This window comes from Mesorhizobium sp. WSM4810, from assembly GCF_055811235.1.
The window spans coordinates 115,323-135,952 of sequence record NZ_JBVVQV010000007.1 but is presented as its reverse complement, the minus strand read 5'-3'; the positions used below and the strand labels follow the sequence as shown (position 1 = coordinate 135,952).

Below are 20,630 nucleotides of genomic sequence, written 5' to 3'. Positions count from 1 at the left end.
GACGAGTGGCGAAGCGTCATCGAGCTTATTCGGAACCGGGTGGTCAAGGAACGGCAATCAATGGTGTATATTTGGCCTAGGAAGGATATTCGCATGAAGGCTCGTTGGCTATTTACAGGAACAGTTTTCGCTGTCATTGCGCAATCGTCGCTTGCCTGCATGTATAGCCCTGAAGCACATGCCCAAGAGGGATCGTTCGAGGACTTTCCTTTCTTGGTGCGTTGTGAATTAAGCGGCATCGTTCGTGCTTACTACTTGTCCAAAATTGGTCCAGACGGGGTTGCCGTTTATATAACCCCAGACAATCAGGCCGGCACAATCACCATGCGAGGCAAGGCCGAGCCAGTTGGCGGAGATTGGTCCGGAAGTTGCGCCGGAAAAACACTTGAGCAACTAAGGTCGGCAGGCCAAGCGTATGACTTGCCGCATTGATCCCTTGAGACGTCGTTGTTGCTCCGCGTTATGTCGGTTCAAATCCCGTTCCATTTAAGCACGAACGGCCATAGCGAGCTTAAGATCGCACTTTGGTGCAAATTTCCTTTGGCCGCATGTTCGACGGCGCGTCGGTTCCTCAATGCCCGCCCGAAAAGACGAGTGTTTGCACCGGAAGAAGGAGCGCCTGGAATCTCAATATGATCGCATGCACCAGCCCGACCGTATCTATGACGTGCAGGAACAGCCAGTGCGCTGTGCCCAAATCTTCCTCGGCAAGTCGGTCGTGATTGTTGGTGTAGGCGTTGGCGATGCAACTGCTGCCTGGAGGCACGCCATCGAACCCTCCCGCGAACAGCGGCTCCAGAAAGACGGTGATCGTTCCGGGCCGGACCACCTGTTGGGCGTCGATCAACTGATCCGACGCCCGAACCTGACCGGTCGCGATGAGATCCTGAACCTCGGTGACCACCATCGGAATGATCGTCAGAGGCATCGAAATACAAGTCGCTTCGGCAACCATGCCGACCTTCATGACCTGGGCTTCGAGCTGGCTGAAGCCCCCTATAAGAGCCTTCCTTCCGGCTTCCGCCGGTATGAGAACGCCGGCGGGCCGCATAATGGGATTTACGATGTCTCCCTTGCGCAGGGTGAATTGCTCCAAAGTGCCGGCGACCCCGGCGTAGACGACGGTCTTGTCCAGTTCGACCTGGGCCTGGGCAAGCGCCGCCTCGGCGCTTTTCTTCTGCGCCGGCAGCACGGACGAAATCTGCGATTCGACGGACTGCTTGCTTGCCATGACCGCGGAAATGGCGGCCTGCCGCCCTTCCACGATGTTGGCGAGCTTTTCGATCTCGCGCTGCGCGACCGTGCTGGCGTTTCGCCGTTGAAGTTCGGTCTTGGTTTCGAGTTCGTCCAAGGCCTGCTTGTACGAGCTTTGCGCTTCCTGAATGCGGGCGTCGGCCCCTACCAGCTCGGTTTTTGCCAATTCGAGCGCCGCGTCTATCTCCGATATCCGCCGTCGCGCGGTCTCGAGCGCCGCTTCCTGCTCCGAGCTGTCAAGCCTGAAGATGCGCTGGCCAGCCTCGACCTTGTCCCTTATGCCCACATAGACTTCCTCGACGCGGCCGGAGCCTTCGGGGAGGATGGGAATGGTGCGAAAGAACGAAATCGCACTCGACGTCGACGGATGATAGTAGAGAATGAGCGTCAGCAGAATCACTGTCAGAGCTATGCACGCCGTTATTCCGTATCGCAGCTCATACCATACAGAATAGAGCGTGATCTCGTGACCAATCCTCTTTCCCTGGACGAAGCGGCGGACGAGAAAATCGGGCAGGACGGTCACGACCGAACAAAGCAGAACTTCGATCATCGTTCATGACCTCCCACTGACACCGGCTGGCGCTGATGGCGGTCGGACGGCTCCGGCGCATGCGTCTTGGCGATTTCGTCGCGGGGGTCGCTTCGGGCTTTCTCCAAAGGGGTCGGAGGAGGTACGGCCTCCACTTTGACCGGCGTATAGTTGGCAACCACCTCGGGAGCCGGCTCAGACGGCGCCTCCGCGGCGGGGGATCGAAACCGCCCCGTCGCCATCCTGGCGAGCGAGTCGGCCATGCTGGCCAGGGGCGTCCAGAAGTCGGGCACGGGGACGAGCGCCAGAAACAGCGCGGCAATCCAGAACGCATGGATGTGGGTGAACAACGCCAGCAGCGACAGCACCGCCACAAGCTGGAACTGGATCTGACTGCCGCCGTGGGACATGCGCTCCGGCAAGGAATGGAGCCAGAAGTACAAACTTCCAATCCCCATCACGGCCAGCACAAGGAAGATGACCGACCCCGTGAACAACACATCGGTCTCGCCGGGGGCCGTTATGAAAGGCGGAAGATGATGCGGCGCCGCCGAATGCATTGCCTCGGACATGCCTGCCACTCCCCAATTTCGCTCGTGCGAGGACGCCCGAGCACTAGGCGCAGCAACGCGCCCAAACTTAAGGATACTCCGTCCGCATCCGAAAGCAACTGAAGAGGCCAGCAGTCTCGGAGCCGCCGCCCTACGCAGGACAGCCATCTCGTTGCTATAGCAATGCCAAGGCGACCGCCAGAAGGCTAACGACCAAGGCGGCGAGGCTTGGGACAAGCACGGCGGCTCCCGAGTAGAAAGCCAACGCCGCCACCCAGTCGTACGGCCTGTCACCAGCTTGAGACATTGTCAAACCCTTCCGTCCGTTCTGCTCCTTGAGAAAACGCCGTCGGCGGTCGGCGCCTTCCCGCCCTTGGGGCGAGCCTCATGAGCGGCCGCCTCGCTTTTCCATCCATACTGACGAAGGGGAACGTCCGCGGCGTCTGAAACCAGCACCCTTTCGGCGGCTCCGTCGAGATCTTCATATTGGCCGCTGCGCATCGACCACAGGAACGCCGCGAGACCCGCGACGCCCATGCCCAAGGCAATTGGAACAAGCCAGACGAGATAGTTCATGCCGCCTCCGCCAAGTCGAGCCTGCGAAGAGCCGGAGATCCTGCGGGCGGAGGCTTTCCCGGAAGGCGCAATGCGTTGCCGACCACGAGAATCGATGACGTCGACATGGCGACAGCGGCCATAAGCGGCGTAACATGGCCCATCACAGCGAGGGGCACGACCAGAACGTTGTAGGCGATGGCAAGGGCGAGGTTCTGCCGCACCAGCCGGGATGCGTTCCGGGCGACTCTTATGGCATGTGGTACGGCCTCCAGGCTCGTGCCCAGGAAGACAAGGTCGGCAGCATTCCGCCCGATGTCTGCCGCCGACGAGGGCGCCATTGAGACATGCGCGGTGGCGAGCGCGGGGGCATCGTTCAGCCCGTCTCCAACCATAAGGATGCGGCGGCCGGACCGCGCCAGCTCCTCCAGACGCTCGACCTTGTCCTCGGGAAGCGCACCGTGGCGGATTTCCGAGATTCCCAACGCAGCCGCCACCCTGCAAGCCTCCTCCACTCGATCGCCGGACAGCACCTCTGTCGCCAACCCGAGGTCAGTTAGCTTTCGGATGGCACGCGTCGCGCCAGGACGGATTTCGTCGGCAATCGCAAATGAACCCGCAAGCTTTCCGTCTTTCGAAAGCCACGTGGCGGCTTCACTCGGGACGTTGGCCACGCTTGCGGAGACCCAATCCTTCCTTCCTAGCCTGTAAAACGCTTCGCCAACGCGCCCTTCGATCCCGTACCCGGCAACTTCGCGGAACCCTTCGGTAGCCACTCTTGCGACTGTCATCGCGGCCACCGCGCGCCCCACCGGGTGCCTGGAAAAGGAGGCGAGTGCTGCGGCGGCCACAACATCTTGCGGAGCTACCGTGTGCCGTTCGACGCGGGCGGCGCCCGTCGTGAGCGTGCCCGTCTTGTCGAAGACCACGGTGTCGGTCTCGGCAAGGCGCTCTAGCGCGCTGCCATCCTTGAGGGTGACGCCGAGATCGAACAGCCGGCGCGCCGCCACGACCTGGACCATCGGCACGGCAAGGCCGAGCGCGCACGGGCAGGTGATGATGAGGACGGAAATCGCAATCGTAACCGATCGATGCCAGTCGCCTGTAAGCAGTATCCAGGCGGCGCAAGTCGCAAGCGCCAGCAGATGGATGACAGGGGAATAGAGCGCGGCCGCGCGGTCGGCGATGCGGCGATAGCGGGCGCGGCCGTGCTCAGCCGCCTCCATCAGCCTGACCACGTCGGCGAGGAAGGAATCCCGTGCACGCCGCTCGGCACGGACAGTGAGCGCGCCATCAAGACTTAGCGCTCCCGAAAGAACGGCGCTGCCCGGCTGCGCGCGTTCGGGCTTGGACTCACCGCTCACCACCGAAACGTCGAGGCTGCCCGCGCCCATGACAACCGTCCCGTCCACCGGAATGCGTTCTCCGGGGGCTACCAATATCATGTCGCCCGGCTCGATTTCTGTCAGGTCGCGGAACTCGCGGCTTCCGTCCGCCCCGACCACCGCCGCCCCCCTCGGCATCAAGCGGGCAAGACCGGTGACGGCGTTCCGCGCCTTCCGCCTCATCGCATGGTCAAGCGTGCGCCCGACAAGCAGAAAGAAGATCAACGACGTTACCGCATCGAAATAGGCGTGAGGTCCTCCGACAGACGTGTCGTAGAGGCTCAAGCCCAGAGCCAGCAGGATTCCGACTGAGATGGGAAAGTCCATGCTGGCGGTGCGCTTCATCGCCAAATTCCACGCCGAAACGAAGAATATCCGTCCGGAATAGGCGACGGTGGGGACGGCCAGCAGCGCCGAGATCAAGTGAAATGCATTTCGAGTTCCCTGATCTGCGCCAGACCAGACGGACACCGACAGCAACATGATGTTCATGGCGGCGAATCCCGCCACGGCTGTGACCCGCAGCAGCCGCGACAACTCGGCATCGCATGCATCGCATGCGCCGTCTTCCGTCTCCGCGAGGCAGGCATCGTATCCGACAGCCTTCAGGGCGTCGAACATCGGAGGGACACGACCTTCATTCCTCCACTTCACGGCGACACGTCGGGACGTGAGATTCACTCGTGCCGCGATGATTCCGTCGAGACTTTGCAGCGCGCCTTCGATCGCAGCTATGCAGGCAGCGCAATGCGCTTGCGGTACCGAAAACTGGATCTATCCCCCATGTCGCGGCTGGCGAGCACGATTTCGCGCTCGGCAATCTCCCGCCCTGGCGCCAGCAGCAATGCGGCTTCGGCCCCCGGCGCGCAACAACTCATGGTCTCACCCCTCTGGACGTGCGACCGCCCTGTACGCATGCCAGGTTGCGTGCCCCAGCAGAGGAAAGATGACGATCATCCCGATAAGCCCTGTGACCACGCAGACTGCGAAGAGCAGGAGCACCAAGGCGCCCCAGGCCAGCATCGGCGGAAGGTTGTTCCACACCAGTTTCGCGCTGATAGCCATAGCCGTCAGCGCGTCCACGCGCCGGTCGAGCAGCATCGGCACTGCAAAGACGCTGATGGCGAAAGCGAAGGCCGCGAAGAGGCCACCTATCGCCGTCCCGATCGCAATCATCGCCCACCCATATGCGGTGCCGAAGAGCACTCCGACTATGCGGTCGAATCCGGGAAAGGGCGTCACGCCGAAGAAGAGCGCCCAGAGGAGCACCGCCGCACGCGTCCACAGAAGCAGGAGCAAACACAGTAGTAGGCCCGTGAAGAAGACCTGTGCGCCGCCGGTGGGGCGCACCAGGAGCATCGAGGCGAGGCCGATGGCGCGTCCTTCCTCTATTGCCCGGCTCTTTTCATACAGCTAGCGCCAAAAAGGGGGCCACGATCATGAACCCGGCAAGCGCCGGAAACAGAATGTAGTCACGACCGAATCCGACAAGCGTCCAAACGAAGGCGACGGACAGGAGAAAGACGACAATCCCATAGGCCAGGCTCGACGCGGGCCGGATCCAGAAATCCCGCCAGCCCGCAGAGAGCCAGCGGAGTCCCTCGAAAAGCGGCAGTCCCCGGTCGAGGCGCCGGTCGCGCGTTTCGCCAATGCCCGAGGTCTCGCTGAGCAGCCAATACGACTTGTCGGTCTCGCTCATCTCACTCCTCCTCTCCTGTCGAGACAAACGCCGGCGCTGCTTCACGGGTTGATTTCGCTCGTTTTCGCCGTGTTCGACATGTGCCCGTCGCCACGCCGTCCGCCGCCGAATTGCGTCCCCGCGACAATCTGCCCTTGTGCCTTCACCCGTCTGGACAAAAACGGGCTTCACGCATAAACCGAAGGCCAATTGCCGGAGGAATTCGCTAGCCTGTTCGCCATGCGCTGTCGGGTTGGCGTGAAAGAGCGGGGAACAAGCCTCGGCCACCGGCACGGAAGAGGCGAAAGGATCAGGCACCCGTGAGCGCAACCGACATCCAGGATCCCAACCGTCGTGATTTTCTCTACGTCGCCACGGGCATGGCCGCGGTGGTCGGCGCGGGTGCCGTCGCCTGGCCGTTCATCGACCAGATGCGCCCGGATGCCTCGACGCTGGCGCTGGCCTCGGTAGAGGTCGACGTCTCCTCGCTGACTCCGGGAACGTCGCTTGTCGTGAAATGGCGCGGCAAGCCGGTGGTGGTGCGCAATCGCACCGAACAAGAGATGAAGGACGGCGAGGCGGTCAATCTGGCCGAGCTCAAGGATCCGCTCGCTCGCAACGCCAATCTGCCGGCCGATGCGCCGGCGACCGACGCCAACCGCACCATGCCGGGCAAGGAGGCCTGGATGGTGATGGTCCAGGTCTGCACCCATCTCGGCTGCATTCCGCTCGGCCAGGAAGGCGAGTTCGGCGGCTGGTTCTGCCCATGCCACGGTTCGACATACGATACCGCCGGCCGCGTCCGCGGCGGACCGGCGCCGGAGAACATGTCGGTGCCGGTATTCCAGTTCATTTCCGACACCAAGATCCGTATCGGCTGAGGCGAGGGGACATTTCGATGAGCGAGGGACACTCGACCTATACGCCCAAGACCGGTATCGGACGCTGGGTCGACGCCCGCATGCCGCTGCCGCGGCTGGTCTATGACAGCTTCGTCGCCTATCCGGTGCCGCGCAACCTCAATTATGCGTGGACCTTCGGCGGTATCCTGGCGCTCATGCTGGGGGCGCAGATGCTGACCGGCATCGTGCTGGCCATGCACTACGCGGCGGACAGCAGTCTCGCCTTCGATTCGGTCGAGAAGATCATGCGCGACGTGAATTCGGGCTGGCTGTTGCGCTATCTGCATTCGAACGGCGCGTCGTTCTTCTTCGTCGCCGTCTACATCCACATCTTCCGCGGCCTCTATTACGGCTCCTACAAGGCGCCGCGCGAGCTTCTGTGGATCCTCGGCTGCATCATCTATCTCCTGATGATGGCGACAGGCTTCATGGGCTATGTGCTGCCCTGGGGACAGATGTCGTTCTGGGGCGCGACCGTCATCACCGGCTTCTTCACCGCCATCCCGCTGGTCGGCGAATGGATCCAGCAGCTTCTGCTCGGCGGCTTCGCCGTCGACAACCCGACGCTGAACCGCTTCTTTTCACTGCACTATCTGCTGCCGTTCATGATCGCCGGCGTCGTCGTGCTGCATATATGGGCGCTGCATGTGGTCGGCCAGTCGAACCCGACCGGCATCGAGGTCAAATCGAAGACCGATACCGTCGCCTTCACCCCTTACGCGACCATCAAGGACGCGTTCGGGATGCTGGTGTTCCTGTTCATCTTCGCCTATTTCGTCTTCTACCTGCCGAACTTTCTCGGCCATCCGGACAACTACGTCGTCGCCGACCCGCTGAAGACGCCGGCCCACATCGTGCCGGAATGGTACTTCCTGCCGTTCTACGCGATCCTGCGCGCCATCACCTTCAATATCGGGCCGATCAACTCCAAGCTCGGTGGCGTGCTCGCGATGTTCGGCTCCATCGCCATGCTGTTCCTGGTGCCGTGGCTCGACACCTCGAAAGTGCGCTCGGCGGTCTACCGGCCCTGGTACAAGCTGTTCTTCTGGCTGTTCGTGATTGATGCCGTCCTGCTTGGTTGGCTGGGTTCGCAGCCGGCCGAGGGCAGCTATGTCTTCATGGCGCAGATGGCGACATTGTTCTACTTCGCCTTCTTCCTGGTCGTGCTGCCGGTGCTGGGCCTGGTCGAGAAGCCGCGGCGATTGCCGAACTCGATCACCGAGGCAGTTCTCGAGAAGAACAAGGCTGGCGGTGGCGGGCATCCGGCTCGCGCGACAGCCGCGCCGGAAACCAAGGGCTGAGCATGACCCCGAAAAGTGGAGACCGGTTTTCGGACAAGATCATGCTCGAGACGACGACAGCGCGCCAGAGAATCTCAAGGGGATTTGGTATGAAGACGATTCTCACCTCGCTGGCGCTGCTCGGCCTTGTGCTGGCAGGCACTGCGGCCGCGACCACCGGGGCGATCGCCCAGGAGGAGGCGCACAGCGAAGCCGCGCCGACGCATTTCCCGATACACCAGCCGAAGGAGATGGACTGGAGCTTCGCCGGGCCTTTCGGCACCTACGACAAGGCGCAGTTGCAGCGCGGGCTGAAGGTCTTCAAGGAAGTTTGCGCCACCTGCCATTCGATGAAATTGGTGGCGTTTCGCACGCTGGAAGACCTTGGCTATTCGGAAGCGCAGGTCAAGGCGCTGGCCGCCGAGTACACGATCAACGACGGTCCCAACGATGCCGGCGACATGTTCGAACGTCCCGGCATACCGTCCGACCATTTCCCGGCGCCGTTTCCCAACGATCAGGCAGCAGCGGCCGCCAATGGCGGGGCTGCCCCGCCCGATATGTCGCTGCTGGCCAAGGCGCGCGGCGTCACACGCGGTTTTCCGCGTTTCGTCTTCGACATCTTCACGCAATACGCCCAAGGCGGTCCCGACTACATCCACTCGCTGCTGACCGGCTATGACGAGCAGCCGCCGGCGGGCATGGAGATACCGGAAGGCACCCACTACAATCCGTACTTCATAGCCGGCGTCTCGCTGAAGATGCCCAACCCGCTTTCCGACGATCAGGTGACCTATGACGACGGCTCGCCGCAGACGGTCGACCAGTATTCCCGCGACGTGTCGGCCTTCCTGATGTGGGCAGCCGAGCCGCATCTGGAAGCCCGCAAGAAGACCGGCTTTCGCGTGCTGGTTTTCCTGTTGCTGTTCGGTGCGCTGGTCTATTTGACCAAGCGCAAGGTGTGGGCCGGCGTGGCGCACTGAGCTACGGAAAACCACGAAATCGAAAAGGGCGTCGAAGGGGCGCCCTTTTTGCATGTTCTGAGGACTGCCTCCGAAGACGCCTCCGAAGGTAGCCGGCTCCAGTCCTTTGCCGGACAATTTTCTTCCAGGCGCCACATCGCGGTAGCCGTCGCCGGCCGCGCCGGGTTACGATCGGCCAAAATTCCCTTTCATGTCTTCAAGTCGGACGAACGCCCGGAGAGCCGCCCCATGAAACCTTCGCTCGAGGACACGCTGCTTGCCGCGATCCGCACCATTCCAGACTATCCGAAGCCGGGCATCCTGTTTCGCGACATCACCACGCTGCTAAGCAATGCGCGCGCCTTCCGCCGCGCCATCGACGAGCTGGTGCATCCCTATGCCGGCCAGAAGGTCGACAAGATCGCCGGCATCGAGGCGCGGGGTTTCATCCTTGGCGGCGCCGTTGCCCACCAGCTCTCGGCCGGCTTCGTGCCGATCCGCAAGAAGGGCAAGCTGCCTTACGAGACGGTGCGCGTCGCCTACAGCCTCGAATACGGGCTGGACGAGATGGAGATGCACAGGGATGGCGTGTCTCCGGGTGAGAAGGTAATCCTCGTCGACGATTTGATCGCCACCGGCGGCACGGCAGAGGCAGCCGTCAAGCTGCTGCGGCAGATCGGCGCCGACATCCTCGCCGCCTGCTTCGTCATCGACCTGCCGGACCTTGGTGGTCGCGACAAGCTCGAGGCGCTCGGCGTGCCGGTCAGGACGCTGATCGGGTTCGAAGGGCATTGAAGTGTTTTTTCCTTCCCCCCTTGTGGGAGAAGGTGGCCTCGCGAAGCGAGGTCGGGTGAGGGGTGCTGCACGGAGTGCCGCAGTGCCAAGCTGGAGCACCCCTCATCCGTCTCGGCGCTACGCGCCGATCCACCTTCTCCCACAAGAGGAGAAGGAAAGAACTCTGCTTATTCCGCCTTCACCAGCACGGCGCTTTCGAACTCGATGACCTTGTCGCCGGTCGAATCGAAAGCCTCAGAGCGCAGCGTCAGCACTCGCCAGCCCGGCCGCGATGCGATGGGGCGGTGGGCAAGCGCGGTGCGGGTGAAGGTCACGGTTTCTCCGGCATAGACGGGTTTTAGCCATTTGAGGTTCTTGAAGCCGGGCGATGGCCCGAATTCGGGGGCGGGCCCAGCGCCGGCCCAGCTGATGCCTTCGGCCTCCACGCCGGTCTCGAGGTTCAGCTTCATCCAGGTTGCAGCTGTGTGCCAGCCGGAGGCGCACAGGCCGCCGAACACGCTGTTCTTCGCCGCCTCTTCGTCGAGATGGAATATCTGCGGATCGTATTTCCTGGCGAACGCCTTGATCGCCTCGGGCTCGAATCTATGCGACCCGAGGGTGACGGTGACGCCGATGCAGAAGAACTCGTCCAATGTCATGAGCGGCCCTGTGCGGCATCACGGGCGAGGAACATGACCGTGTTCTCGAGTTCGAAGACGCCTTCGCCACGCTGGTTGAAAAGCTCGCTGCGCAAAGTGACGAGACCGAGCTGCGGCTTGGACCTGGACAGACGCTTGGCAAGGACGGTGGTGCTGCCGCTCAAGATGTCGCCGGCCAGCACCGGCCTCTTCCACCGGACCTGATCAACACCAGGGGCGCCTTGCGAGGTCGAGTCCAGCAGGAAGGCGTCGCACAGCATGCGCATGAACATCGCGCAGGTGTGCCAGCCGGAGGCCGCCAGCCCGCCAAGGATGCTGGCCCTGCCCGCCGCTTCGTCGAGATGCATCGGCTGCGCGTCGAACTCTTGCGCGAATTCGATGATTTCGGCCGCGCTCACCAGCTTCGTGCCGAGGTCGAGCGAGGCGCCCTCGACGAAATCCTCATAGGCCCAGGTCTTTTCATGGGCCCCAGTCTTTTCATGGGCCGAGGTCTTTGCGTTCTTTCCGGTCATGGTCTGGAATCCGGTTCAAGATTGTACGATCGCCACGGATCGGGTTTCCCGGATGCAGGCGGGGCGGTCAAGTCATTTCTGGTGCGCCAGGCCATCACGCTCAACGCAATGGAAGCTCCGAGCCTCTACAGCCAGCCGCGGCGGCGGAAATACCAGAAGGGCAGGATCGCCGAGAGGATCATCAAGCCGATGGCGAAAGGATAGCCGAAGCTCCAGGTCAGTTCGGGCATGACATTGAAATTCATGCCGTAGATCGAGGCGACCAGCGTCGGCGGCAGGAAGATGACCGCGGCGACGGAGAAGATCTTGATGATGGCGTTCTGCTCGATCGAGATCATGCCGAGCGTCGCGTCGAGCAGGAAGTTGATCTTCTGCGACAGGAAGGTGGCGTGGTCGGCGAGCGACAGCACATCGCGCGACAAGGTCTTGATGCGGGCGCGGATGTCCTTGCTCATCTTGGTCTGGGTCGAGGCGTGGGTGAGGAAGCCGGCGAGCCGCTGCAGCGAGATCAGGCTGTCGCGGATCGAGGAGGCGATGTCCTCCTTGCGGCCGATGGCTTTCAGCAATTCCTGGAAATCGCGATTGCGCTTCGACGCCTTGGTCGAGCTTGGCTGGAAGATGTCGCGCGAGATCGCCTCGATGTCGCGGCCGGCACGCTCCAGAATGTCGGCGAGGCGGTCGACGATCGCCTCCAGCAGACCGATCAGGATGGTGTCGCCGCTGGTGCAGCCGGTCGCCACCTTCTCGGCACGCTGCGGAAAGGTCTTGAAGGCCTTCGGTTCGTGGTAGCGCACGGTGATCAGCCTGTTGCCGGCCAGCACGAAGGTGACCGGCGACATCAGGGGATCGTCGGCCTCGGTCTGGGCCGGCAGAATGGCGGTCATGAAATAGGCGCCGTCCTCGACATAGAGGCGGCTCGAAATCTCGATCTCCTCCATCTCCTCGCGCGTCGGAATGGCAACGCCGAGCCACGCCTCGATGGCCGCTTCCTCTTCCTTTGTCGGGCTCACAAGATCGACCCAGACGACCTGGTCGCTGTTTGCCAGGAGATCGTCGGCAAGGCGCAGGCGATCATTGTCGACGACGAATGCCTTGATCATCGCCGGGTCTCCCTTGCTGAGGCCAAAAGGATGGGTTCGAGCGGACGCGTCGTTTCGAATTGCACGCGCTTTCGACGAAAGCAGGGCCGGTGCAGACGCCCCTTAGACCGGGCGTTGCGGGCAGTCAAGCCGCGCCGGAGGGAGCCGCGCAGCCTCTTCCTTCTCCCCTTGTGGGAGAAGGTGGCCTCGCGAAGCGAGGTCGGATAAGGGGTGTTCCAGCTTGGCACCAGAGAAGGAAGAAGGCGCCGTCGGTGACCTCAAGTATTGGACTTGAACAGCATGATGTCGCCGTCCTGGACGACATACTCCTTGCCTTCGTCGCGCGCCTTGCCGGCTTCCTTGGCCGCCACTTCGCCGCCCAGCGTGACGAAGTCGTTGTAGGCGATGGTCTGGGCGCGGATGAAGCCGCGCTCGAAATCGGTGTGGATGACGCCTGCCGCCTGCGGCGCCTTGGCGCCCTTGTGCACGGTCCAGGCGCGCGTCTCCTTCGGCCCGACGGTGAAATAGGTGATGAGCTGCAGCAGCTCGTAGCCGGCGCGGATGACCTTGTTCAGGCCGGGCTCGTCGAGCCCCAGGGTCGCCAAAAATTCCATTTCCTCTTCATCGCTAAGCTGCGCGACCTCGGCCTCGATCGCCGCTGAAATCACCACGGTGCGGGCGCCCTGCGCGGCAGCCATCTGTTCGACCGCTGTGGTGTGTGCGTTGCCGGTGGCAGCATCGGCCTCGGCGACATTGCAGACATAGAGCACGGGGTGCGATGTCAGCAGGTTCAGCCCCTGCAGGATGCGCAGATCCTCCGCGGAGATATTTTTGAGCAGGATGCGGGCCGGCTTGCCGGCCTGCAGGAGTTCAAGGGCGGCTTCCATCATCGGAAGCACGGTCAGCGCCTCCTTGTCCTTGCCGGAAGCGCGCTTGCGGAACTGCACGATGCGGCGCTCGAGGCTGTCGAGATCGGCGAGCATCAGTTCGGTCTCGACGGTTTCGGCGTCGGCGACGGGATCGATGCGGCCCTCGACATGGGTGATGTCGTCATCCTCGAAGCAGCGCAGCACATGGACGATGGCGTCGACCTCGCGGATATTGGCCAGGAACTGGTTGCCCAGCCCTTCGCCTTTCGAGGCGCCGCGCACCAGGCCGGCGATGTCGACGAACGAGATGCGGGTCGGGATGATCTCCTTCGACTTGCCGATCGCGGCGATTTTTTGCAGGCGCGGGTCGGGCACCGCCACTTCGCCGGTGTTCGGTTCGATGGTGCAGAACGGATAGTTGGCGGCCTGCGCCGCCGCCGTTCTGGTCAGCGCGTTGAAAAGCGTCGACTTGCCGACGTTGGGCAAACCAACGATGCCGCATTTGAAACCCATTTTTATCCGGTCCTATCGGGAAATCATAATTTGTTGAGGGCTATGGGCGAAAGGGGTGACGAACGTCAAGCCCTGCAGCCCCGATCCGTGGCCAGGCTCAATCCTTGCCGCCAAACAGCTTCTTCAGCATGGCGGCCATCGGGCCGGTTTCGGGCAGCTTGGCTGCCGGCTGCTGCGGCCGCGCCTGGCGAACGTGGCTTTGTGCTTTCGGCGCCTTGGGTGGCGGGCGGTCGTCGTCGCCCGTCGGCGTGAGCTTGTCGCGCAAGGCCAGCGTCACGCGATTCATGAAGGAATTGTCGTCGCCCTTGGCAAGCAGTCCGGCATCGTCGGCGATGGTGTCGAGCAGCACGTCCAGCCACTCGCGGTCGCTTTTGGCGAAATCGCCAAGCACATGGCCATGCACCATTTCCTTGACGCCGGGGTGGCTGACGCCAATGCGCACACGGCGGAAATCCTTGCCGACATGCTGCTCGAGCGAGCGGATACCGTTGTGGCCACCGGAACCGCCGCCGACCTTGACCCGCACCTTGCCGGCGGCAAGGTCGATCTCGTCATAAAAGACGGTCAGCGCCGAAGCGTCGAGCTTGTAAAAGCGCAGGGCCTCGCCGACCGACTGGCCGGACAGGTTCATGAAGGTCTGCGGCTTGATCAGGATGATTTTCTCGCCGGCAAGCGTGCCTTCGGCGACCAGGCCCTGGAACTTTTTCGACCAGGGCGAAAAGGAATGGCGGCGGGCGATTGCGTCCGCCGCCATGAAGCCGACATTGTGCCGGTTGTCAGCGTATTTCGCGCCCGGATTGCCGAGGCCTGCAAACAGCAGCATCGTCACCTCCGGGCGGAAAGGATTACTTCTCTTCGTCGGCAGGAGCCGCTTCGGGTTCAGCCGCTTCGACCGTCTCTTCAGCCTCCGGCTTCATCGCCGCGGAGCCGGCTATGGTCGCGACGGTGAAGTCGCGGTCGGAGATCACCGGCTTGACGCCGGCCGGTAGCTTGACCGCCGAGATGTGGATCGAATCGCCGATATCGGTGCCGGTGAGATCGACGGTGATGAATTCCGGGATCGCATTGGCCGGGCAGTGGAACTCGACCTCGTGACGCACGATGTTGAGCACGCCGCCGCGCTTGATGCCGGGCGACTTGTCCTCGTTGATGAAGTGGACCGGCACGTCGACATTGACTTCGGTGTCCTTGCCGATGCGCAGGAAGTCGACATGGACCGGAAAATCCTTGACCGGGTCGAGCTGGTAGTCCTTCGGCAGGACCTGGATCTTCTTGCCGTCGACATCGATCGTGGCGATCGTGGTCAGGAACCCGCCGCCATGGATCTTGTAGTAGATGTCCTTGTAGGTCAGCGCAATCGCCAGGGGAGGCTGCTTGTCGCCGTAGATTACTGCAGGCACTTTACCGTTGCGGCGAACTGCACGGGCGGACCCCTTACCGACCTGTTCGCGCGCTTCGGCCTTGAGCTCGTAAGAAGCTTGGCTCATGGCATTTCCTTTCGCGTTTTTCTGGAGCGTTCGCGGCCGGCGAGATGCCTGGGCCGTAAACGTCGAAAGCCGTCATGGCCTTACATGATCTGGTCCAAAATCTATTTGGGATCACGTGAGGCCGGACAGCCTTCCGCCGCGTTGCCTCCAAGGGTGTCTACGCGGGTGGCGGCTCTATAGCGGAAGGTGGGGCGGGGTGCAAGCCAAAGGCGGGTGGCCAATGCGGGTGGGCAGGTCTCGCTTTTGAATTTCGTGCTTGCTCTCCATTTTCAAGAATATTGGGGTTGCGTCCTGAAAGCCGACCGCAATCGACCGGTATCAGATCGGGAACAGGTGTGCGGAAAACAACGCAGCGGCATACAGCCCGACCCCGAAGGACAGATGAGTCATGAGGCCGCGCAGACGCGCGGTGCTCGGATTGGGCGTTTTCGAGGCTGCAATTCCGGCGCCAAAGGCCGGCTGCATTACGAAAAACGGGGCGACGACAGTGGACATGCCGACAACAAGGGCGGGAAGCAATGTCGGGTCTCGTGCCCAGTCGAGGCCCCATACTGCCATCAGCAATGCAGCAAAGACGATGCCGATCGCGTAATGCGCGACCCACCCAATCGGCGTTTCGCCGCGAATTCGGGGAGCCTGCGCGATATTCGCATGCGCGAAACGTCCCCGCGGAAAGTGGCCGATCCAGCGGCCGACCCAGGCATAATCAAGCGGCGGAATCGCCAACGTTCGTTTCAGAAACAATCCCCAAAGATCCATCACCGCCGTCGCCCCCGTTCCGATCGCGGCTGCGCGGACAACGAACTCCAACTGCTCGTTCATTTCCATGCTCCTGTCTGGTCCATGCTCCTGTCTTGGGCGTCCGACACTAGCCGGTTGAAATAAGACATTCAATGTATTGATTGATCGTTTAATTGAATGTACCATGCGATATGAAAAACGCAGATGTCCATCATCCGATCTTTGACGAGATAGCCGATCTCGCCCGCACGCTGGGGCATGCACACCGGCTGGTTCTTCTGCGCCACATTGCCGACGGCGAACTGGCCGTGGAGCAGCTGACGCAACTTTCCGGGATCGCCTTGGCCAACACGTCGCAGCATCTTCAACAGCTCAAGCGGGCCGGCTTGGTGCAGACCCGGCGAGACGGGAAACGCGTGCTTTATCGTCTGGCCGATGGTCCGATCGAAAACGTGCTTGGGGCCCTGCGCAGCCTTGCGAACCACAGGCGCGAGCAAATCCGCGAGCTTATCGATGACACAATGAGCCGGCCGGACAGGCTGGAGAACATCCCGCGCGAGGAACTGGTGCGCCGCATACGGGACGACGAAATCGTGCTGCTCGACGTCCGGCCGCAAGAGGAATACGCGGCCGCGCATTTGCCGGGTGCGATCAACATTCCCGCGGGTGAGCTGGAAGAACGACTTGCGGAGCTTCCACGAGAGAAGGTCATCGTCGCCTATTGTCGTGGTGTCCAGTGCGTTCTCTCTGCCGACGCGCTGGCAATCCTGAGGGCGCGAGGCTGGGCATCACGTCGGTTCGAAGGTGGCTTTCCCGAGTGGCTGGCCTCAGACCTTGATGTCGACGGCATGAACTACGAAAGCGGCTGACAGAAGCCGAAGCCGGCGTCGCCGGGGCACGCCCGAGTATCGCTGGGCACTCCCGGTCACAATCTCGCCAGACCGAAGCCGGCCACCAAGGCTGCGCGTCGGGCACAGATCGAGCGGGCAGCCTACAAGCTTCTCAAGGAGAAAGGCTACGGCGGGACTTCCATGCTTGGCATAGCCAAAGAGGCAAAGGCGTCAAACGAAACCCTCTATCGCTGGTATGGCGACAAGAAGGGCCTGTTCAAGACGATGGTCGAAAACAATGCCAGCATGACGAAGGCGGCACTGGATGCAGCAATCAGGGACGAGGCCGATCCCCTAGCAACTCTGGAAGATGTTGCTCCGGTCCTGCTTTCGATGTTGCTTGGCGAGCGGGCAATTTCCCTGAACCGCGCGGCTGCTTCTGACGAGAGTGGCGAATTGGGTGCGACGATTGCCGCAGCTGGCCGCGATTCGGTATTTCCGCTGATCGAGAAATTGATCCAGCGCGGCTTGGAGAGCAATGCGTTGGCCGCGCCATCTGCGCGGATGGCGGCCGATTGGTTCTTGAACCTGCTGATTGGTGATCTGCAGATCCGGCGGGCCATTCACGCTCTGTCGGTTCCTTCAGACAGGGATGTCCATTCAAGAGTGGTTGCCGCGATCAGTGCATTTAAAAAGCTTTGCGGCACGTGATGGCAAAAATCGATCTGTGCCTGTTCTCATGCGTTGGGTGAGTTGGAAGCGTGGCTTAAGGCCGAAATCCAACTCAACCTCACTCGATCGTGGGCTCTTCCTCGAGCTTCCTCGCCTCCTTCATGTTCGGCAAAAAAACCGTCAGCAGCCCGAGCAGCGGCAAATACGAGCAGACCTGAAAGACGAAGTCGATGCCTTTCAGGTCGGCGACGACGCCGAGCACGGCGGCTGCGATGCCGCCCATGCCGAAGGCGAAGCCGAAGAAGATGCCGGCGATCATGCCGACGCGGCCGGGCACCAGTTCCTGGGCGAAGACGACGATGTTCGAGAAGGCCGAGGACAGGATCAGGCCGATCAGCACGGTCAGGATCATGGTCCATTCGAAATTGGCGTAGGGCAGGGCCAGCGTAAAGGGGAGCACGCCGACGATCGAGAACCAGATCATCGGCTTCTGTCCGTAGCGGTCGCCGAACGGGCCACCGAGCAGGATGCCCAGCGCCGAGGCGCCGAGGAACAGGAACAGCATGACCTGCGACATCTGCACCGAAACGCCGAATTTATCGATGGCGTAGAAGGTGTAGTAACTGGCGAGGCTGGCAACATAGGCGTTTTTTGTCAGCACCAGCAAGGTCAGCACCGCCAGCGCGCTCATCACCTTGCGGCGCGGGAAGGGCGAAACGAAGCCTGCCGCCTTGCGGTTGGCGAGCGAGGCGCGCAGCCGGCTGTACCAGCCGCCGACCCGCCACAGCACGACGATGCCGATCAGCGATCCGGCTGCGAACCACGCAATGCTGGTCTGGCCGAACGGCACGACGATGAAGGCGGCGAGCAGCGGTCCGATGGCCTGGCCGAGATTGCCGCCGACCTGGAACAGCGATTGCGCCAGGCCGAACCTGCCGCCCGAGGCGAAGCGGGCGATGCGCGAGGATTCCGGGTGGAAGATCGCCGAGCCAATGCCGATCAGCGACGCGCCGATCAGCAGGAGCCAATAGTGTCCGGCATAGGCCAGCACGATCAGGCCGATCAGCGAGGACGCCATGCCGTAGGGCAGCGAATAGGGCATCGGCCGCTTGTCGGTGACCATGCCGATCAGCGGCTGCAGCAATGACGCCGTTACCTGGAAGGTGAAGGTCAAAAGGCCGATCTGCCAGAAATCGAGACGGTAATTGTCCTTCAGCAGCGGATAGATGGCCGACAGCAGCGACTGCATGATGTCGTTGACACAATGGCAGAAGCTCACCGCAAGGATGACGGTGAAGGCCGTCGCTTGCGCCGAAGTGTGGCTGGCCGTCGCCGGCGTGGCGGCGGAGGTGGCTGTCGTATCAGTCAACGCAGGCTCCATGGTCTTTTTGGCGGACGCTCCCGCAGGCGGCCCTTATGGCCCCGCTGCCTTATAAGTTACTTGCCGGGCGACTTCTTTCGTGGTTTGGTCCAATAGTTTCGCGAGTGGGCCAATAGCCAATGCCGCATGGCAAAGAAATCTTCAAAGCGGGCGACAACGATCTCGGCCAGTTCACCGATCTCGGGCTGCTGCGCCGCTGGCAATGGCTGGAGCAGGCCGTCGGGCCGGCGGTGGCCCTGCCGACCGAATTTCCCGACGGCTACCACGTGCCGCAGCACCGGCACAGCCGCAGTCAATTGCTGCATGCGCTTGTCGGCGTCGTGCTGGTGACGACGCGGCATGGGCGCTGGATGGTGCCGCCCGATCATGCGATGTGGATTCCTGCCGGGACCGAGCATTCCGTCGAGATGCTTGGCGACGTCAGCATGCGCTCGGTCTATGTGATGCCGGACGCCATTGCCGGGCTGCCGGATGGCTTGCGCGTCGTCGGCATCACCGATCTGATGCACAGCCTGATCGTGGAATCGGAAAAGCTGCCGCAGGGCGCCGAGTTGGAGGGGCGCGGCGGGCTGATCATGAGCCTCCTGCTGCATGAAATCCCGAACCTGCCGGAACGGCCGCTCGGCCTGCCTTTTCCTTCGGATGCAAGGCTTGCGGCACTGTGCCGGCGCTTCGTCGCAGCACCCTCGCCGCACGCGACGATCGACGAATGGGCCGATATCGTCGGCATGAGCCGGCGTTCCTTCACCCGCGCCTTTCATCGCCAGACCGGATTGTCGTTGTCGACATGGCGCCAGCAGGCCTGCCTGTTCGCGGCCTTGCCGAGGCTGGCAGACGGCGAGCCGATCACAAGGGTGGCGCTCGATCTCGGCTATGACAGCGTGCCGGCCTTCATCACCATGTTCAAGCGCATGCTGGGGGCGTCGCCACGCGGCTATATGCGCGGCTCAAGGGACAACATCAGGGTGTCGAACGGAAGCGCATGACCCCGAAAGGATCATGCGCAAAATCAAGGTGCTACAGCGTCCTTTGCGCGTCTCTGGACGCGCGGCGCTGTATCGCGGGCAGATTTCAGTCGAACAGGCTCGACACCGACTCTTCGGTCGCCGTGCGCGAGATCGCCTCGCCCATCAGGTCGGCGATGGAGACGACGCGGATGTTGCTGGCGTCGAGCACCGCCTGGGTCGGCTGGATGGAATCGGTGATGACCAGTTCCTGCAGCTTCGAGGCGCCGATGCGTGCGATGGCGCCGCCGGACAGAACGCCATGGGTGGTGTAGGCGGTGACGCTGGTGGCGCCGGCGGCAAGCAGCGCATCGGCCGCATTGCACAAGGTACCGCCCGAATCGATGATGTCGTCGATCAGCAGGCAATCCTTGCCGCGCACGTCGCCGATGACGTTCATGACTTCCGATTCGCCAGGGCGCTCGCGACGCTTGTCGACAATGGCAAGCTGGGCGTCGATGCGCTTGGCGAGCGCGCGGGCACGGACCACGCCGCCGACATCCGGCGACACGACCATGACATTGGCAAGGCGCTTGTATTTCGCCTTCACATCGCGGGCCATGACCGGCACCGAGAACAGATTGTCGGTCGGGATGTCGAAAAAGCCCTGGATCTGGCCGGCGTGGAGATCCAGCGTCAAGACGCGATCGACCCCGGCTCGCGTGATCATGTTGGCGACCAGCTTGGCCGAGATCGGCGTGCGGCCCGAGGCGCGGCGGTCTTGCCTTGCATAGCCGAAATAGGGAATGACCGCTGTGATGCGCTTGGCCGACGAGCGCATGAAGGCATCGATCATGATGAGCAGTTCCATCAGGTGATCGTTGGTCGGGAACGAGGTGGACTGCAGGATGAAGACATCCTCGCCACGCACATTCTCCTGGATCTCAACGAAGATTTCCTGATCGGCGAAGCGCCTGACGCTGGCTTTGCCCAGCGGGATGTTGAGATAGCGGGCGACCGCTTCGGCCAGCACCCTGTTGGAATTGCCCGCGAAAAGCTTCATGCACCGT

At 62.3% G+C, this 20,630-nt stretch carries 22 protein-coding genes and 1 pseudogene; 8 read left to right on the top strand and 15 right to left on the bottom strand.

Going from position 1 to position 20,630, the window contains the following annotated elements; genetic code table 11:
* The first annotated feature begins 93 nt into the window (after positions 1–93).
* Positions 94–432 carry a hypothetical protein gene (locus AC0L3O_RS13225; RefSeq protein WP_133254778.1) on the top strand — a complete coding sequence of 113 codons (339 nt, stop codon included), beginning with the start codon at positions 94–96 and terminating at the stop codon, positions 430–432.
* A 139-nt stretch (positions 433–571) separates the two neighbouring features.
* Here the strand turns inward: AC0L3O_RS13225 and AC0L3O_RS13220 are convergent, their stop codons facing one another.
* The 5 genes and pseudogenes from AC0L3O_RS13220 to AC0L3O_RS13200 form a co-directional block, all read right to left on the bottom strand.
* Complete coding sequence (locus AC0L3O_RS13220) at positions 572–1,807, bottom strand: HlyD family secretion protein (RefSeq protein WP_287344780.1); 1,236 nt, start codon at positions 1,805–1,807, stop codon at positions 572–574.
* Positions 1,804–2,358, bottom strand: coding sequence for a hypothetical protein (locus AC0L3O_RS13215; RefSeq protein ID WP_287344782.1), 555 nt, complete (start codon positions 2,356–2,358; stop codon positions 1,804–1,806). The genes AC0L3O_RS13220 and AC0L3O_RS13215 overlap by 4 nt, the downstream gene beginning before the upstream one ends.
* A 288-nt stretch (positions 2,359–2,646) precedes the next feature.
* Positions 2,647–2,913 (bottom strand): cbb3-type cytochrome oxidase assembly protein CcoS, encoded by a 267-nt coding sequence (gene ccoS / locus AC0L3O_RS13210; RefSeq protein ID WP_123148495.1) that lies wholly within the window; start codon positions 2,911–2,913, stop codon positions 2,647–2,649.
* Positions 2,910–4,898, bottom strand: coding sequence for a heavy metal translocating P-type ATPase (locus tag AC0L3O_RS13205; RefSeq protein WP_473615764.1), 1,989 nt, complete (start codon positions 4,896–4,898; stop codon positions 2,910–2,912). The genes ccoS and AC0L3O_RS13205 overlap by 4 nt, the downstream gene beginning before the upstream one ends.
* A gap of 261 nt (positions 4,899–5,159) precedes the next feature.
* Positions 5,160–5,976: pseudogene (locus tag AC0L3O_RS13200) on the bottom strand (DUF2189 domain-containing protein).
* Positions 5,977–6,275: 299 nt separating this feature from the next.
* Between AC0L3O_RS13200 and petA the strand changes: the two are divergent.
* The 4 genes from petA (at position 6,276) to AC0L3O_RS13180 (ending at position 9,894) form a co-directional block, all read left to right on the top strand.
* Entirely contained in the window at positions 6,276–6,836 is a 561-nt protein-coding gene (gene petA / locus AC0L3O_RS13195) for a ubiquinol-cytochrome c reductase iron-sulfur subunit (protein ID WP_027151039.1), read from the top strand.
* A 17-nt stretch (positions 6,837–6,853) separates the two neighbouring features.
* The gene (locus AC0L3O_RS13190; protein WP_128177051.1) at positions 6,854–8,158 is read left to right on the top strand and encodes a cytochrome b; all 1,305 of its coding nucleotides are present in this window, start codon (positions 6,854–6,856) and stop codon (positions 8,156–8,158) included.
* An 89-nt stretch (positions 8,159–8,247) separates the two neighbouring features.
* Positions 8,248–9,120 carry a cytochrome c1 gene (locus tag AC0L3O_RS13185; protein ID WP_287137019.1) on the top strand — a complete coding sequence of 291 codons (873 nt, stop codon included), beginning with the start codon at positions 8,248–8,250 and terminating at the stop codon, positions 9,118–9,120.
* Between the two features lie 228 nt (positions 9,121–9,348).
* Positions 9,349–9,894 (top strand): adenine phosphoribosyltransferase, encoded by a 546-nt coding sequence (locus AC0L3O_RS13180; protein WP_091598429.1) that lies wholly within the window; start codon positions 9,349–9,351, stop codon positions 9,892–9,894.
* Positions 9,895–10,061: 167 nt separating this feature from the next.
* Here the strand turns inward: AC0L3O_RS13180 and AC0L3O_RS13175 are convergent, their stop codons facing one another.
* The 8 genes from AC0L3O_RS13175 to AC0L3O_RS13140 form a co-directional block, all read right to left on the bottom strand.
* Positions 10,062–10,532, bottom strand: coding sequence for a MaoC family dehydratase (locus AC0L3O_RS13175; protein ID WP_287260236.1), 471 nt, complete (start codon positions 10,530–10,532; stop codon positions 10,062–10,064).
* Positions 10,529–11,044, bottom strand: a complete 516-nt coding sequence (locus AC0L3O_RS13170) for a MaoC family dehydratase (RefSeq protein WP_473535079.1) — start codon at positions 11,042–11,044, stop codon at positions 10,529–10,531. Before AC0L3O_RS13170 ends, AC0L3O_RS13175 begins: the two co-directional genes overlap by 4 nt.
* A 125-nt stretch (positions 11,045–11,169) precedes the next feature.
* Entirely contained in the window at positions 11,170–12,144 is a 975-nt protein-coding gene (gene corA / locus AC0L3O_RS13165; RefSeq protein WP_473535078.1) for a magnesium/cobalt transporter CorA, read from the bottom strand.
* Positions 12,145–12,401: 257 nt separating this feature from the next.
* Complete coding sequence (gene ychF / locus AC0L3O_RS13160) at positions 12,402–13,505, bottom strand: redox-regulated ATPase YchF (protein WP_473615762.1); 1,104 nt, start codon at positions 13,503–13,505, stop codon at positions 12,402–12,404.
* Between the two features lie 97 nt (positions 13,506–13,602).
* A complete protein-coding gene (gene pth, locus AC0L3O_RS13155; protein ID WP_128169725.1) occupies positions 13,603–14,328 on the bottom strand; it encodes an aminoacyl-tRNA hydrolase in 726 nt (241 codons plus the stop codon).
* Positions 14,329–14,350: 22 nt separating this feature from the next.
* Positions 14,351–14,992, bottom strand: coding sequence for a 50S ribosomal protein L25/general stress protein Ctc (locus AC0L3O_RS13150; RefSeq protein ID WP_023799895.1), 642 nt, complete (start codon positions 14,990–14,992; stop codon positions 14,351–14,353).
* A gap of 318 nt (positions 14,993–15,310) precedes the next feature.
* Complete coding sequence (locus tag AC0L3O_RS13145; RefSeq protein ID WP_128177064.1) at positions 15,311–15,814, bottom strand: DUF2938 domain-containing protein; 504 nt, start codon at positions 15,812–15,814, stop codon at positions 15,311–15,313.
* A 68-nt stretch (positions 15,815–15,882) separates the two neighbouring features.
* Positions 15,883–16,059, bottom strand: a complete 177-nt coding sequence (locus AC0L3O_RS13140) for a hypothetical protein (protein ID WP_473535144.1) — start codon at positions 16,057–16,059, stop codon at positions 15,883–15,885.
* On the opposite strand from AC0L3O_RS13140, the gene AC0L3O_RS13135 reads away from it, so the two are divergent.
* Together AC0L3O_RS13135 and AC0L3O_RS13130 are read left to right on the top strand one after the other, a co-directional pair.
* On the top strand, positions 15,985–16,602 hold the full coding sequence (locus AC0L3O_RS13135) for an ArsR/SmtB family transcription factor (protein WP_473535140.1): 618 nt from the start codon (positions 15,985–15,987) through the stop codon (positions 16,600–16,602). The genes AC0L3O_RS13140 and AC0L3O_RS13135 overlap by 75 nt on opposite strands.
* A gap of 42 nt (positions 16,603–16,644) precedes the next feature.
* Positions 16,645–17,274, top strand: a complete 630-nt coding sequence (locus AC0L3O_RS13130; protein ID WP_473615845.1) for a TetR/AcrR family transcriptional regulator — start codon at positions 16,645–16,647, stop codon at positions 17,272–17,274.
* A gap of 79 nt (positions 17,275–17,353) precedes the next feature.
* Here AC0L3O_RS13130 and AC0L3O_RS13125 read toward each other — a convergent pair whose 3' ends face one another.
* Complete coding sequence (locus tag AC0L3O_RS13125) at positions 17,354–18,604, bottom strand: MFS transporter (protein WP_287180827.1); 1,251 nt, start codon at positions 18,602–18,604, stop codon at positions 17,354–17,356.
* Positions 18,605–18,735: 131 nt separating this feature from the next.
* On the opposite strand from AC0L3O_RS13125, the gene AC0L3O_RS13120 reads away from it, so the two are divergent.
* On the top strand, positions 18,736–19,602 hold the full coding sequence (locus AC0L3O_RS13120; RefSeq protein WP_473535074.1) for an AraC family transcriptional regulator: 867 nt from the start codon (positions 18,736–18,738) through the stop codon (positions 19,600–19,602).
* A gap of 85 nt (positions 19,603–19,687) precedes the next feature.
* Here AC0L3O_RS13120 and AC0L3O_RS13115 read toward each other — a convergent pair whose 3' ends face one another.
* A complete protein-coding gene (locus AC0L3O_RS13115; RefSeq protein WP_023799890.1) occupies positions 19,688–20,623 on the bottom strand; it encodes a ribose-phosphate pyrophosphokinase in 936 nt (311 codons plus the stop codon).
* Between the last annotated feature and the right edge of the window lie 7 nt (positions 20,624–20,630).

What these genes read in the sequence shown, in the direction of transcription:
- AC0L3O_RS13190 (WP_128177051.1), top strand. Translation starts at nt 6,854, where the DNA reads ATGAGCGAGGGACACTCGACCTATACGCCCAAGACCGGTATCGGACGC.
- AC0L3O_RS13145 (WP_128177064.1), bottom strand. Translation starts at nt 15,814, where the DNA reads ATGAACGAGCAGTTGGAGTTCGTTGTCCGCGCAGCCGCGATCGGAACG.
- AC0L3O_RS13115 (WP_023799890.1), bottom strand. Translation starts at nt 20,623, where the DNA reads ATGAAGCTTTTCGCGGGCAATTCCAACAGGGTGCTGGCCGAAGCGGTC.
- AC0L3O_RS13150 (WP_023799895.1), bottom strand. Translation starts at nt 14,992, where the DNA reads ATGAGCCAAGCTTCTTACGAGCTCAAGGCCGAAGCGCGCGAACAGGTC.
- AC0L3O_RS13205 (WP_473615764.1), bottom strand. Translation starts at nt 4,898, where the DNA reads ATGTTCGACGCCCTGAAGGCTGTCGGATACGATGCCTGCCTCGCGGAG.
- AC0L3O_RS13170 (WP_473535079.1), bottom strand. Translation starts at nt 11,044, where the DNA reads ATGACCGGAAAGAACGCAAAGACCTCGGCCCATGAAAAGACTGGGGCC.
- ychF (WP_473615762.1), bottom strand. Translation starts at nt 13,505, where the DNA reads ATGGGTTTCAAATGCGGCATCGTTGGTTTGCCCAACGTCGGCAAGTCG.
- corA (WP_473535078.1), bottom strand. Translation starts at nt 12,144, where the DNA reads ATGATCAAGGCATTCGTCGTCGACAATGATCGCCTGCGCCTTGCCGAC.
- AC0L3O_RS13220 (WP_287344780.1), bottom strand. Translation starts at nt 1,807, where the DNA reads ATGATCGAAGTTCTGCTTTGTTCGGTCGTGACCGTCCTGCCCGATTTT.
- AC0L3O_RS13175 (WP_287260236.1), bottom strand. Translation starts at nt 10,532, where the DNA reads ATGACATTGGACGAGTTCTTCTGCATCGGCGTCACCGTCACCCTCGGG.
- AC0L3O_RS13185 (WP_287137019.1), top strand. Translation starts at nt 8,248, where the DNA reads ATGAAGACGATTCTCACCTCGCTGGCGCTGCTCGGCCTTGTGCTGGCA.
- AC0L3O_RS13225 (WP_133254778.1), top strand. Translation starts at nt 94, where the DNA reads ATGAAGGCTCGTTGGCTATTTACAGGAACAGTTTTCGCTGTCATTGCG.
- AC0L3O_RS13120 (WP_473535074.1), top strand. Translation starts at nt 18,736, where the DNA reads ATGCCGCATGGCAAAGAAATCTTCAAAGCGGGCGACAACGATCTCGGC.
- ccoS (WP_123148495.1), bottom strand. Translation starts at nt 2,913, where the DNA reads ATGAACTATCTCGTCTGGCTTGTTCCAATTGCCTTGGGCATGGGCGTC.
- AC0L3O_RS13180 (WP_091598429.1), top strand. Translation starts at nt 9,349, where the DNA reads ATGAAACCTTCGCTCGAGGACACGCTGCTTGCCGCGATCCGCACCATT.
- AC0L3O_RS13215 (WP_287344782.1), bottom strand. Translation starts at nt 2,358, where the DNA reads ATGTCCGAGGCAATGCATTCGGCGGCGCCGCATCATCTTCCGCCTTTC.
- pth (WP_128169725.1), bottom strand. Translation starts at nt 14,328, where the DNA reads ATGCTGCTGTTTGCAGGCCTCGGCAATCCGGGCGCGAAATACGCTGAC.